The 19,783-nt window shown below is 36.5% G+C and carries 12 protein-coding genes and 5 pseudogenes; 16 read left to right on the top strand and 1 reads right to left on the bottom strand.

Annotated features, from left to right (window positions below):
• Positions 1-54 precede the first annotated feature (54 nt).
• The 8 genes and pseudogenes from E4O00_RS06610 to E4O00_RS06575 form a co-directional block, all read left to right on the top strand.
• A complete protein-coding gene (locus E4O00_RS06610) occupies positions 55-324 on the top strand; it encodes an integrase core domain-containing protein (RefSeq protein ID WP_253678376.1) in 270 nt (89 codons plus the stop codon).
• A gap of 35 nt (positions 325-359) precedes the next feature.
• Positions 360-926 (top strand): annotated as a pseudogene (locus E4O00_RS14215) (RHS repeat domain-containing protein); the annotation flags it as partial.
• Positions 927-1,512: 586 nt separating this feature from the next.
• Positions 1,513-1,797, top strand: a complete 285-nt coding sequence (locus E4O00_RS06600; protein ID WP_253679473.1) for a hypothetical protein — start codon at positions 1,513-1,515, stop codon at positions 1,795-1,797.
• A gap of 633 nt (positions 1,798-2,430) precedes the next feature.
• A complete protein-coding gene (locus E4O00_RS06595) occupies positions 2,431-4,278 on the top strand; it encodes an RHS repeat domain-containing protein (RefSeq protein WP_253679471.1) in 1,848 nt (615 codons plus the stop codon).
• A 2-nt stretch (positions 4,279-4,280) separates the two neighbouring features.
• Positions 4,281-5,141: an SEL1-like repeat protein gene (locus tag E4O00_RS06590; protein ID WP_253679463.1), complete on the top strand. Its 861-nt coding sequence runs from the start codon at positions 4,281-4,283 to the stop codon at positions 5,139-5,141.
• Positions 5,138-7,027 carry an RHS repeat domain-containing protein gene (locus E4O00_RS06585; RefSeq protein WP_253679461.1) on the top strand — a complete coding sequence of 630 codons (1,890 nt, stop codon included), beginning with the start codon at positions 5,138-5,140 and terminating at the stop codon, positions 7,025-7,027. The genes E4O00_RS06590 and E4O00_RS06585 overlap by 4 nt, the downstream gene beginning before the upstream one ends.
• A complete protein-coding gene (locus E4O00_RS06580) occupies positions 7,005-7,658 on the top strand; it encodes a hypothetical protein (RefSeq protein WP_253679459.1) in 654 nt (217 codons plus the stop codon). Before E4O00_RS06585 ends, E4O00_RS06580 begins: the two co-directional genes overlap by 23 nt.
• A 116-nt stretch (positions 7,659-7,774) precedes the next feature.
• Positions 7,775-8,428: pseudogene (locus tag E4O00_RS06575) on the top strand (RHS repeat-associated core domain-containing protein); the annotation flags it as partial.
• A 16-nt stretch (positions 8,429-8,444) separates the two neighbouring features.
• On the opposite strand, the gene E4O00_RS06570 reads toward E4O00_RS06575, so the two are convergent.
• Positions 8,445-9,545, bottom strand: a complete 1,101-nt coding sequence (locus tag E4O00_RS06570; RefSeq protein WP_253677181.1) for an ISAs1 family transposase — start codon at positions 9,543-9,545, stop codon at positions 8,445-8,447.
• 42 nt (positions 9,546-9,587) lie between these two features.
• Between E4O00_RS06570 and E4O00_RS06565 the strand changes: the two are divergent.
• The 8 genes and pseudogenes from E4O00_RS06565 to E4O00_RS06530 all read left to right on the top strand — a co-directional run.
• Positions 9,588-10,451: pseudogene (locus E4O00_RS06565) on the top strand (RHS repeat-associated core domain-containing protein); the annotation flags it as partial.
• 4 nt (positions 10,452-10,455) lie between these two features.
• Positions 10,456-11,004 (top strand): hypothetical protein, encoded by a 549-nt coding sequence (locus E4O00_RS06560; protein ID WP_253679453.1) that lies wholly within the window; start codon positions 10,456-10,458, stop codon positions 11,002-11,004.
• 50 nt (positions 11,005-11,054) lie between these two features.
• Positions 11,055-11,828 (top strand): annotated as a pseudogene (locus tag E4O00_RS06555) (hypothetical protein); the annotation flags it as partial.
• A gap of 58 nt (positions 11,829-11,886) precedes the next feature.
• On the top strand, positions 11,887-13,059 hold the full coding sequence (locus E4O00_RS06550; protein ID WP_253679449.1) for an IS3 family transposase: 1,173 nt from the start codon (positions 11,887-11,889) through the stop codon (positions 13,057-13,059).
• Between the two features lie 35 nt (positions 13,060-13,094).
• Positions 13,095-13,667 (top strand): annotated as a pseudogene (locus E4O00_RS14210) (RHS repeat domain-containing protein); the annotation flags it as partial.
• Positions 13,668-14,542: 875 nt separating this feature from the next.
• Positions 14,543-18,745, top strand: coding sequence for an RHS repeat domain-containing protein (locus E4O00_RS06540; protein WP_253679445.1), 4,203 nt, complete (start codon positions 14,543-14,545; stop codon positions 18,743-18,745).
• Between the two features lie 109 nt (positions 18,746-18,854).
• Positions 18,855-19,241 carry a DUF3997 domain-containing protein gene (locus tag E4O00_RS06535; RefSeq protein WP_170225398.1) on the top strand — a complete coding sequence of 129 codons (387 nt, stop codon included), beginning with the start codon at positions 18,855-18,857 and terminating at the stop codon, positions 19,239-19,241.
• Positions 19,242-19,292: 51 nt separating this feature from the next.
• On the top strand, positions 19,293-19,748 hold the full coding sequence (locus tag E4O00_RS06530) for a hypothetical protein (protein ID WP_044979843.1): 456 nt from the start codon (positions 19,293-19,295) through the stop codon (positions 19,746-19,748).
• Positions 19,749-19,783: the final 35 nt, after the last annotated feature.

Below are 19,783 nucleotides of genomic sequence, written 5' to 3'. Positions count from 1 at the left end.
ATACATCACAGTGATGCCGGCTCTCAATACACGAGTGAGGCGTACAAACTTGAGTTGGCTCGCCGTCATGCAATTCAAAGCATGAGCGGTGTGGGAAAATGTTATGATAATGCGAGAATGGAATCCTTTTTTGCGACACTCAAGAAGGAGAAGCTATACCGCATAGATACAACAAAATTGAAAAGGGAAGAAGTAAAGAAAATCGTCTGGAGGTTTATTGTCTACTACAACCGACGAAGGATTACCACAATGAATCCGAAAGGTTATCCTCCTGCGATTTATCGGGAACTGTTTGAAACCGGTTTATCAAAACCGGCAGCTTAAACTATATTTTAGGGAATTTAGGGTATGCACTATTATTGACTTTTTCAAACTTCTTTACAATACACATACCAACACAAGACCAAAACAACCCTCAAGGGTTAAGAGTACACAAACACATATTCGTAGGGAATTCAAGATTAGTAACCGCCATGACCCACACAGATAACCACGGAGATAACGATGAGCAAAAAGTTAAAAGATATTATTACCACAGTGACCATTTGGGAAGTGCGCAATTTGTAACCGACTGGAAAGGCAGACAGTATGAACATATAGAGTACACACCTTACGGGGAACTCTGGATAGAGGAGACAGCTCCCGGAATTGATAAACTTCCTTTTAGGTTTACAGGTAAGGAACTTGACGAAGAGACAGGTCTTTACTATTATGGAGCGCGTTACCTTGATCCGAAATACAGTAGGTGGCTGTCAGGCGACCCTGCACTTAATGATTACATACCAAAAGCTCCGATAGATGATGAGGCAAAAAAGCATAATGAGAACCTACCCGGAATGGGCGGGGTGTACAACACAGTAAACTTGCATGTTTACCACTATGCGGGGAATAATCCGGTTAAATATACTGATCCGGATGGAAAAGTTTTAAGTGCTGCACTTATTTATGTTGGTAAAGCCTTGATTCAAGGTGGGATTAGTGCTACCGTGAATTATGGCTATCAGGTTGCTAATAATTTTTATGATGGGAAAAGAGGCGCTGCTGCCTTTACTGATGTAAATATTGGTGAAGTTGCTGCATCAGGGTTTTTAGGTTTTGTAAACGGATTAACCATGCCTGGTATTGCAAATACGGCAACTAAATTAGCTCCTAACCTTGCAAAGCGAGGATTTCAAGCTTTAGGTAGTGCATTCGTAAATTCTGTAGCAAGTGTACCTGCTACTGCTATATCGAATGGAGTTAACAATATGATCAATGATACCGATGTTCCTTTATTGGAAGGACTTGGTGAGAATATTCAAACAAATGGAGCTTCAGGTGCTATATCTGGATTTATACAAACTCCATTAAAATTTACAGAGAAACAAATAAAACAAATGATAACTGTTCCTGATGGATATTTATATAAACACTCAGCGGGGCGTGAATTAATAAAAGATTTCATAAATACTGCTAGAGATGAGATTATTGCTGGAGAAATTCAACATTTAATGAAGGAATGATTGAAACATAATGAGAAAAAGACTTGATGATATTATTTTTGAATTTCATGATAAAATAAATTTGATAGTGGTTCTTGCATATCTTATATTTTTTGCTTTATTTTTGTATGAAAAGAATATAATGAGATTTTTTATTGGTTGTATTATAAAGATGTTAAAAATTGAGATGCCTTTAAAATCAAAAGCTACATTTGCGGTATGCTGTTTTGCTGTTTTACTGCTTATTCTTTTAGAGATATTAGTCGCTATTATAGCATTGTGTAGATATTTTATTAAAAATAGAGGGGGGGAATAATACTGGGAATAGATTAAAGATATGTTATTGTTGTAATTAATTATATTTTTGAAGATGAGGATTAAATGCATTTAAAAGATATTTTATTTATTACTAAACAATTTTTTTGGGTTGGTAAAAAAAGATATGATATTATACAGAAAAACTGTGAGGCATTAAAAGAAAGACATGGCGAATGTTAAGCATATCATTATACTATGTTTCTTGTGGAATACTATAAAAAAATTATGAAAAGGCATATAATTCTTTTTATTGGCAGGTAAAAAATAATAGGGCAAAAAGAAAACTTATAGATTGGGGAATTGTACAGTTTGTAATGACCGAAGTTGCTCATTCTAAGCAATATGATATTGCAAGAAAAAGAGCTTACGATTTATTAAATTCAGAAAAATTGAATAAATTACAAATAAGTAAGTTGCAAGGTGTTTTGACATATTTAGATAGAATCAATAAATGATTTCCTCATTATAGTATAAATATTTAAGATACTAAAGGAGAAGACTGAATTTAATGAATATAATGGATTCTTGTTTGTTATCCTATAAGATAAAATATGTAAATGGTCGAAATATGATATTGTAGGAGAAAATTGAAAACTACTTGATAAAACTTTTAAGGTAAATAGAAAAAATAATGAAAACAAAATTTTGCATTTATTCACAAACCAACTATCTCATTTTTCGGACAGCGATTGAAGCAAAAATCCTTTTTGCGGTGTATTTAATCAAATGCGGTTTTTGGAGCGACAGCGTAAAAACACCGCCTGAAAAAAGCCCATGCAGCAAAAAGATTGGAGCGAAAAGCGCGATGCCGGTATTTGTGTACCTTTGCATAGTATTGATAGTACACAAATACCGGCAGTCCGCCGCTCAAAGCTGCTTACGCGAAAGCTTATTACTAAACATCCCAACTGACAGGACTTTTGGAAATAGACATGTTGGATGCAAGGAGCGAGAAAAAATTAACCGCAGGCGTACTATATGTACGTTGAGGATTAATTTTTTTGAAGCGACGCCGCAGGCGGCGTGTATATTTTCAAAAGAATACTACCGCTATGACGCAAACGGCAACATAACGGCAGAAAAAGACGGACCTTTTACCGACGAAGAAGAGTTTGTATTTACATACTCCTATTTTGAAGAACAAGACGTTTATGGTGCAGATTACGGCTTCGGTCTTGACGCACCTAAAGAAACGGAACAGTCAAACCCGCAAGACCTATTTGCCTACAGGCGTAACTACACATGGAACGAGCGAAACCTCTTAACAAAATCAAGCGACAGAAACTACACAGTACACTACCGCTATGGTGAAGACGGACAAAGAGCCTTAAAATACACAGACGAGGGGCGAAGCGAGACGCTTTACTTCAACAATTTTTTCACAATACACATACCAACGCAAGACCAAAATAACCCGCAAGGCTTAAGGGTGCATAAGCACATCTTTGTCGGTAACAGCCGCCTTGTAACCGCAATGACGCATACGGATAACCAAGGCGATAATGAGGAACAGAAGGTAAAGAGGTACTACTACCACAGTGATCACTTAGGCAGTGCACAGTTCGTAACAGACTGGAAAGGCAGGCAATACGAACATATTGAATACACACCCTATGGAGAACTGTGGATTGAAGAGACTGCACCTGGAATAGATAAACTGCCCTTTAGGTTTACAGGCAAAGAGCTTGACGAAGAAACGGGGCTTTACTACTATGGGGCGAGGTACTTAGACCCGAAGTATTCAAGATGGTTAAGTGGAGACCCGGCTCTAAATGACTACATACCGCAAGCTCCGGTAAACGATGAAGCAAAAAAACACAATGAAAACTTACCGGGTATGGGCGGTATATACAACACGGTAAACTTGCATGTGTACCACTATGCAGGGAATAATCCGGTGAAGTATACTGACCCGGATGGGAGAAATATGGAAGATGACTTAGCTAAGTCGTTGGGGGCTACTTCAAAAAAACAAGGTGTTGATTTAAACTTATTTACAGCTAATCCAAAACAAGATTTCTATGATGAAAGTAAACCTGAATTTGGTAATATGAGACAAGCAGCTTCAAGGGCATATAAGTATGCTGCTTTCTTTTATGTAGCAACTCATGGTAATAGAGATATTGCTTCGTCTTGTGGTACAGATGGTTCTTTAAACTATGACGATAGAGCTCCTTTATCTCCTGAAAAGCTTGCTGAAATGATAAAGTCGAATCCAAACTATAATGGTCAGCCTGTTGTATTATGGATTTGTAATAGTGGGCAAGACCCTCAAAATATTGATAATTCTCAAGATTGTTTTGCAAAAAAAGTTGCCGATGCTTTAGGAGAAGGTGCTCTTGTTATTGCATCGACAGGATTTGTCAATTTTAAATCCGGTATTTTCATACGCTCAAATATATCAGGTAATAGAAAAACTAGTATTCCATATACTTCTGTTGATACCGGAGAACAATATAAATTTATTGGAGGAAAATAATAATGAAAAAAATATATTTCTTTTTTTGTTTATTAAATATGTGTTTACTTTTTTCTCAAAATACTGATGATGTTTTCAGATATTTAAAAGAAAAACTGGGAAATATTGATGATGATATTCTCAGATATTTAGCAGAAGAGGTAGGAAATATTGATGATGATGATATCATATATCTAGAAGAGAGAGAACGTAATTCCAATTGTTTTGTTATAAAAGACAATATGGAGCTCTTTGAAAAAGAAAAACTTGCATTACAAGGAGACCTTCGTGCAGTAGATGCCTTAGTTGACCATTATGGGTACATTCAGAATATTAATAATGAATTACGAATATCAAAACTGAACTATTGGCTTGAAATTTTAGTTGAAAATAATACAACCCCTCGCGGACAATATATTTATTATACTATTAAGGAATGTTATAATTTAGGTAATCTAAAAAGAGGCTTGTTTTGGCTGTATATGAGTGCGGCAAGGGGGGTTGAACTGGCACTTTCGAGTGTGGAGTATAGTAGAAAAAAACAAATAGTTTTTACTATGGCAAATAATAGTGATTATCCGATAGAAAAATTAAAAGAAGAACAGGTGTTTTTTTATGAAGACGGAGCATTGAGAGGTTCCGGAACAGCAGCGTATTCGCTTGGAAAATATTATGAAGGGATAAATAAAAAAAATAAAGCTTCATATTGGTATAGAATAGGTGCTCAAAATGGAAATAATGATTGTATGTTGAAATATGCAAAAATGCTAAGAAACAGTGAAAGTGAATTTGATAAACTTCGCAGCAGTTTTTGGATAAAAAAAGCAGTAAATAACGGAAATACAGAAGCAAAAAAAACTACTAAAAGAAATAGGAGAAAATGAAAACTGGTTATCTATTAAAAGAACCCAAGTATCTCTCTCGGACAGCTATTGAAGCAAAAATCCTTTTTGCGATTTGCATAATCGAAAAGCAAGCTCTGACCGGAGGGAAGAGCCTTGCCTGTGAAGGCAAGTGCAGCAAAAAGATTGGAGCGGTATTGGTGCAGCAAGCCGATAGGCGCAGCTTCGAAGCAAGAGCGGTGCTCAATTTTGTTTTCTTCATACTGATAAAAAACAAAATTGAGCAGTCCGCCGCTCAAAGCTGCTTACGCACCTTTGAGCTTCGAGTTTTGCCATTCGGCAAAACATCGGGGATTAAAGTTTTAAATTTACTAAACAAGCCTACTGACAGGACTTTTGAAAATAGACATGTTGGATGCAAGGAGCGAGAAAAAATTAACCGCAGGCGTACTTTATGTACGTTGAGGATTAATTTTTTTGAAGCGACGCCGCAGACGGCGTGTATATTTTCAAAAGAGAATTATCGCTATGACGCCAACGGCAACATCACGGCAGAAAAAGATGGTCCCTTTACCGACGAAGAAGAATTTACCTTTACCTACTCATACTTTGAAAATGAAGACGTATACGGTGCCGACTACGGATTTGGTCTTGACGCACCTAAAGAAACGGAACAATCAAACCCGCAAGACCTATTTGCTTACAGGCGCAACTACACCTGGAACGAGCGAAACCTCTTAACAAAATCGAGCGACAAAAACTACACAGTCCACTACCGCTATGGCGAAGACGGACAAAGAGCCTTAAAATACACAGACGAGGGGCGAAGCGAAACCTTATACTTTAATAACTTCTTTACGATACACATACCAACCCAAGACCAAAACAACCCGCAAGGTTTACGGGTGCACAAGCATATCTTTGTTGGTAACAGCCGCCTTGTAACGGCAATGACACATACCGATAACAGTGGCGACAACGAAGAGCAAAAAGCAAAACGATACTACTATCATGCAGATCACCTCGGCAGTGCACAATTCGTAACCGACTGGAGAGGCAGACAGTACGAACACATAGAGTATACACCCTACGGAGAGCTGTGGGTCGAGGAAGTAGCAGCAGGGTTAGACAAATTACCGTTTAGGTTTACGGGTAAAGAGCTTGACGAAGAGACGGGGCTGTACTATTATGGTGCAAGGTACCTTGATCCTAAGTATAGTAGATGGTTGTCAGGGGATCCTGCACTTAATGATTACATACCTAAAGCACCCATTGACAATGAAGCTAAGAAACATAACGAGAATTTACCCGGTATGGGAGGCGTGTTTAATGTTGTTAATCTTCACGTGTACCACTATGCAGGGAATAATCCGGTGAAGTATATTGATCCGGATGGGGAGGCATCAATTTTATCTCGTAGGATTAATTCTAATGGAACTGTCAAAGCATATAAGATAGCCTCTAAGCTTGGAAAAATTTTTGAATTCGCCAAACATTCTTTGGTAGACTATGGTGAATTGAAAACGTTTAAGGACTCTTATGGAATGGTACATCATTTAGGTCGGAATCAAGGAATTAAGTATAATGAGCTGAAAAATGTTGAGGATAGACAGTATAGCATAAAATATACAAATATGGATGATAACATTACTAAGCAAGCTGTTGAAAATGCTTTGGATATGGAAAGATTTGGGGGTAAATTACCAAATGGTAAACATAATAATGACAGTGCGAAGCAAAAATACAAAATTCTGATAAATGATTGCAATGCATTTACAAGAACTGTATTCAAAGAATACAAAAAATTATGGAAAGAAAATTGGAAAAAAGAGAATAATTCTAATAGTAGATATCAAGCATGGAAAGCTTGGAGAGAGCATTATAAAGATATAACTAAAAGGAGAGGTGAAAAAGTTGAGATTAAATAGTAAATTAGGCATAATATTTATAATGTTGTTGTTTTTTTATTGCGATGCTTTTTCAATGGGAATCCTTTGGAAGCAGAGAGTTTCTCGAAAGAAAGAGAAAGAAGTTGAACAATATATGCAAGGTGTTATTGATAATATTAAAACATTAACTGAAGAAAAATTCATTTCATTATTTTATGAAAGCAAGGTTAGTGTTTGTATGGAAAAGCCGTACAGTGCCTATGAGAATCCCAATATAGGATCTTATTCTTGTATTCCTGATGATATAGAAGAAGTAATTTTTAAGAGCGACTCATTTGATACTGAATCTCCGGCTGTTTGTTTTAAATCATTGACTACAGTATTCTCTCTTGGAGATATTATTGGCAAAGAGAAGCCTGAGATGCATAGACCGTATGGGTTTGATCACGAGGCTATAGCTACATTACTACCATATAATCAGCTTATTGATTATTTTCAGAGTATTTTTATAGAATGTCACGAAAAAATACTTAGTATTTATTTTATAGCTTCATTGTATGATGATGGAAAAGGTAATTTTTATATATTGAATATTATTTGCAGTGTGAATGAACTCAGTTTTAACGAATATGAGCAGAGAAAAAAAGAAAATAATATCATCGGTTCCTAAGTATAAACAGTAGAAGTCATATTTAGATTTAGGGAAATGAGTTTCTTGAATAAAGCTAAATATAGTGATAATTTATTAGCAAACTATTTTTTATAGAAACTGATAAGAGAAAAACTATGAAACCAAAATTTTGCATTTATCCACAACCTAACTATCTCTTTCGGACAGCGATTGCAAGGGAGCAAAAGCAATTTATAAAAATTGCTTTTGCTGTACATCTTTCCGCAGTAATTTCTGCGGAAAGATACCGAAGCGAAAGCGGAGCCCTGAAAAGCGCGATGCTGACACTTGTGTACTTTTACATAATTATGATAATACACAAGTGTCAGCAGTCCGAAGCTCAAAGCTGCTTAGGCACCTTTGAGCTTCGAGTTTTGCCATTCGGCAAAACATCGGGGTTTAAACTTTTAAATTTACTAAACAACCCCACTGACAGGACTTTTGAAAATAGGCGGAGCAGATACAAGGAGTTAGGCAAAAAAGTACCGCAGGCGTATCGGGTATACGTCGAGGACACTTTTTTGCCGTGCGACGCAGTAGATGCCCGTATATTTTCAAAAGAGATGACGCACACAGATAACCAAGGCGACAATGACGAGCAAAAAGCCAAACGGTATTATTACCATTCAGACCACCTTGGAAGCGCACAATTCGTAACAGATTGGCGAGGTAAACAATACGAGCATATAGAATACACACCGTATGGAGAACTCTGGGTAGAAGAAGTTGCAGCGGGGTTGGACAAGTTACCTTTCCGCTTCACGGCACGGCTTACGCATGAATTCCTTAGCTAAATAAAACATTAAACCTAAATGAATCATCAAAAGTACAAAGCATTTTCTTCCTTTTCAGAGTTTTACCGTTTTGATACATTTTCATTCGATTAAAGCAAATCCTCCTTAAAATTGCTATGTTTTCAGCAGTATTTTTTTCTCGAATTTGACATTCATCGTCTCTAAATATTACATCCAGCGACCAGTGTAAGGTGTTTTCTATTGTCCAATGTGTTCTTACAGCTGTTACAAACTCATTTATATCCTCTATACTGCTAATAAAGTAACGCTTTTCACTGTATTGTTTGCCTTTGCACCTTACAGTGCTTTTGACCATTCCAAAACTCTTTAAATTTGCCCATTTATTCTTATCTGCAAACCAGTTTATATTAGAAGAAAGAAAGTATTCTCTTTTTTCTTCTCTGCCATGCCCTATATCCAAGGTTTCAAATCTTAAAAGTGTGTTTTGAAAGTCTTTATCTTCTATAGAAAAATAATCTTTTACATCATTATACGCTGCCGGTTGATTTTCTTTTAGAGCCAATACATAATCACATTTTTTCTTTGTGATTTCTTTTGCTATTTCTTTTTGACAACCCATGGCATCTATAGTAATTATCGAGCTTTTTAGTTTTAAAAGGTTAAGGAGTTCAGGAATTGCTGTGATTTCATTCGATTTTTCAGCACATTTTATTTGTCCTAGTACAACTCCCGCTTCGTGAGCAAATGCACTTACTAAATGAATGCCCTTGCTTTGTTCACTTGCACTTCCACGTAATGTTTTTCCATCAATGTGAATGTATGAACCTGCTGGAATATTAAGGGATTGTTCAATCCACGAGATAAAAAGGCTTTGAAATTGTTTGGGATTAATCATCGCAAGGACTCTTCCTATGGTGTCGTGCGAAGGAACGCCATTTTCTAACAAGAGTCCTACCTCATTTTTTAGCCAATCCTTTTTTACTTCGGCAAATTCCCCTATTTCAAATACAGTTTGAACTCCGCTACAAACAGCACACAGTGCTATTACCAATATTTCACTGATTAGATGTTTTACTTTGCCAGACTGACGATTATCATTAAGTTCGTTAAAATATTCTTTTAATGTTTTCATACTTTAAATATCGGCTATTTTTTTTCGTGCGTAAGCCGTGGCTTCACGGGTAAAGAGCTTGACGAAGAGACAGGATTATACTACTATGGAGCGAGGTATCTTGACCCGAAGTATAGTAGATGGTTGTCAGGAGATCCTGCATTAAACGATTACATACCAAAGGCTCCCATTGATGACGAGGCTAAAAAGCATAATGAAAACTTGCCGGGAATGGGAGGGGTGTTTAATACCGTCAATCTTCATGTGTATCATTATGCGGGAAATAATCCTGTGAAGTATACCGATCCGGATGGAAGGTTCCTGGAAGTCAGTGATAATGGAGATGGAACCTACACTGTATCTGGTGGAAAAGAAAATTCTGATAAAAATATATATTTAACTGTAAATGGCCAGCGAACTGGTGATATTATTGGAGTGATGTTTACAGAGCATTCATTTTTTGATGGAGGTAATGTAGTTGCAGGTGCTGTAATAAACCCTAATGATAGTTCAGGCCAAGAATTTCTTAATGATTTCAAAGAAAATACTCCTAGCTTATTTTCCTATATCTTTAATGAAGGAAAAACTGGCAAAAAATATGATTTTAAAAATATAGGAAGAAAAAATGAAGATAATAAGCTCATATATCATCATAGAGGAATGCCGCTTGGACTCGATAAAGATGGAAATAAAATTTTTGGTACAGCACGTGATGTAGGTAATTATGCCGCAGGTTATATAGCAGGTAGAAAAGGTCTTTCATGGTTTGGAACAAGAGTCGGTTTTGATTCTTATCAATTCTTGGATAATGGATGGCCGCCTAGGGAAGGACAAGAGTCGCAGGCTGCACAATGGAAAGGATTTAATGATGGACAGCATGAATATTTAAAAGCAAATCCATGGATATTTTTGTGGTTGGGAGAATAAATATATGAAAAAAAAGACTAGGGTTATTATTTTATTACTTATTCTATTACCAGCATCATGTACTTTTTATCTTTTGGAATGTAGATTTTATTGTACTATTGGAGAGACTACTTTTACATTTTGGAATACATCTAATGGTTGTTACATTATGCCATATAAATATAAAGGTTTATTATTTCCTAAAAATAATTATATGATAGTAGCGAATGGAGATTATGTCAGGATATTTGTCGGAGATAATGTTGTCTATATTTTTTCAGAAGATCCGTATAAAAGAACCGATTTGTACTTTAGTTCAGATAAAAGTAAATATAAAGTGTTTTCTGGTAGTGAGACTGATAGTGGTAGAGTCTCGGCTTTAGAGCATTGTAAAAAAATGGGGTATACAAATATTTCTATTCATACATTTACAATGAGTATTGATAATAATGAGTCGGATAACTTTACTTTTTATATCAACATTTTTAGGATGCCGATACATGTTTTTATTATAGGTATGAAGCAACCCAAAGCTTTTTATTACTGGTTGACGGATCATATATTTTTTTTATAAAACCCTTATTAGGAGATTGCAATTTGAGTAAATAAGCTAAGGACATAACAATGAACCCAAAACCTTGCATTTATTTACAACCTAACTATCTCACTCGGACAGCGATTGAAGCAGAAATCCTTTTTGCGCTGTGTTTAAGCAAATGCGGTTTTTGGAGCGGCAGCGTAAAAACACCGCCTGAAAAAAGTCCATGCAGCAAAAAGATTGGAGCGAAAAGCGCGATGCTGACACTTGTGTACTTTTACATAATTATGATAATATACAAGTGTCAGCAGTCCGCCAAAAGAAAGGTATTACTAAATAAAATTCTATTACCGGAGGTTTTTCCGCTTACGGATAGGATGGACGGAAGCGGAAAAACACTGCCTTTTGGAAATAGACATGATGGATGCAAGGAGCGAGAAAAAATTAACCGCAGGCGTACTATATGTACGTTGAGGATTAATTTTTTTGAAGCGACGCCGCAGACGGCGTGTATATTTTCAAAAGAATACTACCGCTATGACGCAAACGGCAACATAACGGCAGAAAAAGACGGACCTTTTACAGATGAAGAAGAGTTTGTATTTACATACTCCTATTTTGAAGAACAAGACGTTTATGGTGCAGATTACGGCTTCGGGCTTGACGCTCCTAAAGAAACGGAACAGTCAAACCCGCAAGACCTATTTGCCTACAGGCGTAACTACACTTGGAACGAGCGTAACCTCTTAACTAAATCAAGCGACAAAAACTACACAGTCCACTACCGCTACGGCGAAGATGGACAGCGGGCACTTAAATACACAGACGAGGGAAGGAGTGAAACCTTATACTTTAATAACTGAACCGTTATCATAAAAGTGCAGACCTAAAAACCCGAAAAATAAAGGAATGGAAGATATGGTCAAGTACAATAAAGAATTTAAGGAACAGGCACTGCTATTGTCAGATGAGATAGGAGTGAAAAAGGCAGCCGAACAGCTGGGACTCAGTTATTACACGATTGCAGAGTGGAGGAAGGTGAGAAGCCGAAAGGCGAAGGAAGAGAGAATCGCATCGGACAAAACACCGTTAAACGAGAGAGAGCTTGCCATGCAGCGAGAAATACAGGAGCTGAAAAAAGCAAACGAAATACTCAAGGACGCTCGGTTTTTTCGTCGTAGACCGGAAGAAGTAAGTACGCAAGGGTTATTCAGCTACATTTTGGAAAATGCAAAAGAGAAAATGTGGTCAATTGTAAAGCTGTGTAGAACCCTAAAGGTGAGCGAAACGGGTTTTTACAAGTGGAAACGGAACCGTACAAAGATGAAACGCTGGCAACTTCTTCTGGTCGAAATACACAAGATTCTTTCACAAGATCCTGAAAACGATAATTATGGAATACAGAGAATGCGATTAGCACTTGAGCAGCGAGGCATAAAAGTTTCTCGCTCGACTATAATCAGAGCGATGAGGAAGGGGAATCTGCTTCATAAGAGCAGAAGAAGCCCTGATGGACTTACCAAAGCCGACAGAAAGGCGCAAAGGCCTGAAAATCTTCTTAAAGGGGACTTTAGCGCAGACGCTCCTAACAAGAAATGGCTGACCGATATAACGCAGGTTCCGTGCAAAGATGGAAAGCTGTATATTGCACCGATGATGGACTGCTTTGCAGGAGAGATAATCGCAGTAGCGATGGACGACAACATGAAAAAAGAGCTTTGTATAAAAGCTCTAAAGGAGGCATATGAATTAAGAAAGCTGATGGGCTCATACATCACAGTGATGCTTACTCAATACACGAGTGAGGCGTACAAACTTGAGTTGGCTCGCCGTCATGCAATTCAAAGCATGAGCGGTGTGGGAAAATGTTATGATAATGCGAGAATGGAATCCTTTTTTGCGACACTCAAGAAGGAGAAGCTATACCGCATAGATACAACAAAATTGAAAAGGGAAGAAGTAAAGAAAATCGTCTGGAGGTTTATTGTCTACTACAACCGACGAAGGATTACCACAATGAATCCGAAAGGTTATCCTCCTGCGATTTATCGGGAACTGTTTGAAACCGGTTTATCAAAACCGGCAGCTTAAACTATATTTTAGGGAATTTAGGGTATGCACTATTATTGACTTTTTCAAACTTCTTTACGATACACATACCAACCCAAGACCAAAACAACCCTCAAGGATTAAGAGTACACAAACACATATTCGTAGGGAATTCAAGATTAGTAACCGCAATGACCCACACGGATAACCAAGGCGACAACGATGAACAAAAGGCAAAGCGTTACTACTACCACAGCGATCACCTTGGAAGTGCACAATTCGTAACCGACTGGCGAGGCAGACAGTACGAGCATATAGAATACACACCCTACGGAGAACTCTGGATAGAAGAAGTTGCAGCAGGATTGGATAAGTTACCGTTTAGGTTTACGGGTAAGGAGCTTGACGAGGAAACGGGACTGTATTACTATGGAGCTAGATACCTTGACCCGAAGTATAGTAGGTGGTTAAGCGGGGATCCTGCACTTAATGAGTATATACCCAAAGCACCGATTGATGACGAGGCACAGAAACACAACGAGAATCTGCCGGGAATGGGCGGTGTGTTTAATGTTGTAAACCTTCATGTGTATCACTATGCGGGAAATAATCCGGTGAAATATATTGATCCGGATGGAAGGGATATAATTTTATTGAATAGGTCATATGGTGCTTATAAAGAAGGTCATAATGCTGTGTTAATTGGAAATGATAAAACTGGCGGATGGTTGTATTTTTCTAAAGATGGTAAAAATTTAACTGGATCAATTAACAAGGCAGAATATTTTCCTACACTTGAAAGTTTTATTGAGCATAATAAAAAATTAGATACAGATGAACAATATGATAGGGCTTATCAAGTAAAAACAAGTGCAATGAATGACTCAAGAATGATAGCAGAAGGTCTTGACATTTACGATAAAAAATACTCACTTGATGAAAAAAGAAATGAAATAACCTTAGAAGTAATATCTCAAAACTGTGCAGATTTATGTGCAGACATTGGTAAGAAAGGAGGTGTTAATATATCAAAACCTAAACATTCTCGTTTCCCTGTTGGGACTTTTACAAAACCTAATTTCCAATATGAAGATTTTAAAAAAAATAATAAAGGAGAGGAAATTCAAATAAAATGATAAAAATTTCAATAACGAATTTTATATACAGTAAAATAGCTTTTATGCTTATTCTAATGATTTTTTATATTATCACCTCGGTTAAGGATAATAAATATTTTTTGCAAGTTGTATTTGTTCCAATAATAGTTGTTTTATTTATATTTTTAAATATACAAAAAATTGGATTGTACTTTTTTTTAACTTTATTAATAGTATTTTTTATATCGCATTTTTTAGGCTGTTTAATTGGTTTTTTTATTGAGATAGGATATTTTTTTATTGTTGAAATGTTAAGTGTTATTTTTTATTCTATTTTTCTATTCAATGGTATAATTATATTTATAATATCATATGCTGTTACTGTATTTATTTATAAGATAATACGATGGGTAATTTAGATTTAATTTATGAAAGTAGTAGTTAGATGTTTATTGAAAGAACCCAACTATCTTTTTCGGACAGCGATTGCAAGGGAGCAAAAGCAATTTATACAAATTGCTTTTGCTGTACATCTTTCCGCAGTAATTTCTGCGGAAAGATACCGAAGCGAAAGCGGAGCCCTGAAAAGCGCGGTGTTCAATTTTGTTTTCTTCATAATGCTAAAAAACAAAATTGAGCAGTCCGCCAAAAGAAAGTTATTACTAAATAAAATCATATTACCGGAGGTTTTTCCGCTTACGGTAGGAAGCGGAAAAACAATGGCTTTTGAAAATAGGCGAGGTAAGTACAAGGAGTTAGGCAAAAAAGTACCGCAGGCGTATCGGGTATACGTCGAGGAAACTTTTTTGCCGTGCGACGCAGTAATTGCCCGCATATTTTCAAAAGAAACTGTAAAAAACGGAAACAGAATCTACTCAATAAAAGAATACGAGGTAGACACAGCTCCCCATGCAAGAATAAAAAAAGAAGTAAACACAATACGAGAAAACTACAACGAAATAAAAACCGAAAGCGAATACGAGTACGACAAATACGGCAACGTAACAAAACTCTACGACAAGGGAGACGTAACAAACACAAACGATGACATCATAGCGGAAATAACATATTGGAAAGGCGGAAGAGAAGATAAATACTTTAAAGCCCACCCCGAAAAAATACAGGTCTTACACGGAAAGACCGGAACTCTCTTACGTAAACGGGAGGGTGCATACGACAGCAGAACAGGAGCTTTAACAGAATTAAAACAATACACGTCGCATGGAGCATATCTTGTAAACCGCATAGAATGGACTGATGAAGGGAACATAAAAGCAGTAACAAGCCCGACAGGTAAAAGAGCCGAATACAAATACCTTGACGGCATATACCCTATCGAAATAAAAGAGATAAGCTCTAAAGGAGATAAATCTTACACAAGTAAAATAGAATGGGATCGTATTTTAGGAGTAAAACTAAAAGAAACGGATGCTGCAAACAATACAATGAGCTATAAATATGACAACTTGGCAAGAGTAACCGAAGTACGCAGCCCCTACGACACAAGTGAAACTCCTTACGCAAAATACACATACATTACTCCAAAAGATTCCTTTTGGTACACCGTAACAGAAAACAAAATAAGCACCGAAGCAGAAGATAGCAATGTCATGAAAACAATAGTCCTTCACGACGGCTTAGGAAGAATAAGCTATACAGCAAAAGAAGGAGAAGTGTACATCGACGGAACCGCTGACCAAACCCAAACGGGCTGGAATATTTCAAGTGCAATAAACTATGATAATGTAGGACGAAAGATAGAAGAAGGAATGCCCTTCTTCTATGGAGGAGATTTAGAACAAGAACTATCAAATAAAAACTCTTATCAAGCCCTTGAATCCTTTTACGAACTAAACGATTTTACAAAGATAAGAAACGGAACAAAATACGAGTATGACGATATAGATAGACCTGTTGTAACTACACTTCCAGACGGGCACACACAAAAGACCGAATACTCGATAGATTCTTATTTACAAATAACAAAAAAAACCGACCCATTGGAAAACGTAAGCATAAGTAAAAAAGATGCAAGAGGAAACATACGGGAAGTAGAACGGCTTGATAAAAACAATAGCATCCTTACAAAAGCAAAATACGAATACTCTGTATTAGGAGAAATGCTAAAGGCCTACGATGCCAAAGACAACTTATTGGCCGTAAACTATGATATGCTAGGACGGCGGATAAGTTTAGAAAGTAAGGACACAGGCAAAAAAGAATGGATTTACGATGAGAAAGGAAGGCTGCAAGCAGAAACGGATTCGGTATTAAAAAACAAGGCTGCCGAAATAAGATACGAGTATGACGGCTTTGACCGCATACTAAAAACAGACTATCCTTTTAGCCATGACATAGAATATAAATACGGAGCGCCGGAACAAAATGGAGCCGGGCAAGTAATCTACAAAAAAGATGAAACGGGAGAAACGCACTATACTTACGGAAACTTAAACGAGGTAGTAAGCGAAACAAGAACCATAAACCGCTACGGAGCAGGAAGCAGTCCTGAAACTGCAAGCTTTGAATACCGCTCGGACTACCTCGGCAGAATGCAAAGTATGAAATACCCCGACGGAGAAACAATAACTTACTCTTACGACAAAGGCGGACAGCTAAGTGGAGTTAGCGGAGTAAAAACCTCATCAAAAGGTACAGCAGAATACTCCTATGTAGATAAAATACTCTATGATGAACACGCGCAAAGAGTGTATATAAAATACGGAAACGGAGTAGAAACAAGATACAAGTACGACGAGAAGCGGCGTTGGTTAGATACAATAGAAACAAAGAATAACCAAACTCAAGACATCTTTCAAAAAATAAAGTACTCATTCGACCCTGTAGGAAACGTCCTAGGCTATAATAATGATGCAAGTACTTATGAAACAAAACAGGAATATAAATACGACAACCTGTACCAGCTTATAAGCGTAGAAGGAACAAGTAACCAATACAAGGCTAAAAAAAGCTCTGGAACAACACCTGTAAGCATTGCAAAATATAAACAAACCTTTGCCTTTGATGGCATAGGCAACATGAAAGAAAAGATAAGCACCACAAACATACCCGGTGCACAAGGAAACTCCTATCCCAAGGCTGAACTTGATTATAGCTTAGATTACGAGTATGACCCTGCCTATGCACACCGCCTAATAAGAGCAGGCACCCGATACTATCGCTACGACGCCAACGGCAACATCACGGCAGAAAAAGACGGACCTTTTACAGATGAAGAAGAGTTTGTATTTACATACTCATACTTTGAAGAACAAGATGTTTATGGCGCAGACTACGGCTTCGGGCTTGACGCACCTAAAGAAACGGAACAGTCAAACCCGCAAGACCTATTTGCCTACAGGCGTAACTACACATGGAACGAGCGCAACCTCTTAACCAAATCGAGCGACCGAAACTTTACCGTACACTACCGCTATGGAGACGATGGACAGAGAGCCTTAAAATACACCGACGAGGGAAGAAGTGAAACGCTTTATTTTAATAACTTTTTTACGATACATATCCCGACACAAGACCAAAATAACCCGCAAGGCTTAAGAGTGCATAAGCATATCTTTGTTGGTAACAGCCGCCTTGTAACAGCGATGACACATACCGATAACAGTGGAGACAACGAAGAACAAAAAGCAAAACGGTACTACTATCATTCAGATCACCTCGGCAGTGCACAGTTCGTAACAGACTGGCGAGGTAAACAATATGAACACATAGAGTACACGCCGTATGGGGAATTGTGGATTGAAGAAGTTGCTGCAGGCTTAGATAAACTGCCGTTCAGGTTTACGGGAAAGGAGCTGGATGAGGAGACAGGTTTATACTACTATGGAGCGAGGTATCTTGATCCGAAGTATAGTAGGTGGTTATCGGGAGACCCGGCGTTGGGTGAGTATATACCTATTGCAGGTGAAGATAACTCTAAATTACCTGCCGGAGGAATATTTAATTTAATGTCTTTTAGTTTATTTAATTATGCAAATAATAATCCTATAAAATATATAGATCCTACAGGCAGAAATCCCGTATATGATATTGAAGGAAATTTGATTGGTGTAACAGAAAATTCAGGATTACAAGGGGAAGCCTTTATTATGAATAAAGAAGATTATGATGCAAAAATGAGCCTAGAGGATGCAAAGAATAAAAATTTAGGAATTGAAGGTTTGAACGGAGAAAGAGCCTTAAACAAATTTAATGATAGCTTTGCTGGTTTGAAGGACAGACCGGACTGGGATGGAAAATTAACACTTGAAGAAGCCAATGAGTGGTATAAAAATGGAAATGGACAAGAGTTATTTGTTGATATAAATCAAATAGATTTATCTATGCTTTATTCTTTGGGCGATAAATATATTGGAAAAAGATATGTATTTAATTTGTTTACACTAGGAAGCAAAGATGGTAAAGTTTATGGCTCTTTAACTTTTATTCGTTATCCTAATGATACTTGTAGGGCTTTTGCTGATAAATATGATTTTGACATGAAATCATGGAAAAATCCTCTAAATTGGTTTAGAAATATTGCTACTATTGCAGGAAGTGTCTATGCAGGGAAAGGGGTTCTTTATACTATCAATATTTATGGTAGTGCTCAGTTAAAAAGGAAAAACTAAGATGCGTATTTCGATGTCTTATTATTTTTTTGTTATTGCACTTATGATTCCTATATTAATTATTGTGTATATTACAAGACAAAGCAAATTATATAGGAGTATAAAAATATTGATTTATGGACTTCTTCTATCTTTTATATTTCTTTTATTTTTTACAGTGTTTGATGATGGTTTGTACGAACTTGGAGATGACTTTTGTTATTATGAAGATTTAGCGGCTGTTATGAATGATAATATAGATTTAACTGATATTCCGCCTAAAATACTTTCATATCAGTATGATGATAATTTTATAGTTGCAAAACAAAAACCTAGACGGTATAAGGAGTTCAATTATACTTATAATGAAGACTATAAATATTCTAAAGGCTTGGATTCGGAGTATTATTGGATTATTAAAAAAAAAGAGAAAAAAGTTTTCGGCCCATTGGAATATAGTCAGTTTATTAGGCTGTGTGATGAGTTTTATGTACCGGAAAATTTAAGATTAAATTAAATTTGTTGAGATGTGATTTTGAGTTTTATTACAGTTACAGGTATAAATAATATGGGAGATAAAGAAGTGAGAAAGAAATTTAGTTTGCTATTAATTGTTGTGTTAGGATTTATGATGGTTTCATGTTCTACATTTCCCCAAAGAAAAAAATATGAAAGTTTAAAGAAATACATGAAATCGCATGGATGGTCAGAAGTTAATTATAATCCTGATTTTTCTGATATTATTGAAACTGTATATTATCTTGTATATCAAGAGCCTTTAAAACGTGGAGTAATATCCTGTCATTACTATGAAGTTGATAATGTTACTTTGCGTCTTATAAGTGATAAAAGCAAACCTGATGATCCAAACTTTATGGTATGGATTCCAATAATGCATGAAGGAAAAAGACATTATTTTATGAAAATAAATTATATGTTAGAAGTTGTTGATACATATACTTCTGACTTATATGATATCAATGGTAATTTTATAAGGGAAGAGACACGTAAAATATTTTATTAAATTGTTGTATAAAATAGAATATACAATTTGATAAT

The organism is Treponema sp. OMZ 788 (genome assembly GCF_024181245.1).
Classification (GTDB): Bacteria; Spirochaetota; Spirochaetia; order Treponematales; family Treponemataceae; genus Treponema_B.
Note: the sequence above shows the minus strand (reverse complement) of the source record. Positions and strands in the feature narration are given on the sequence as shown.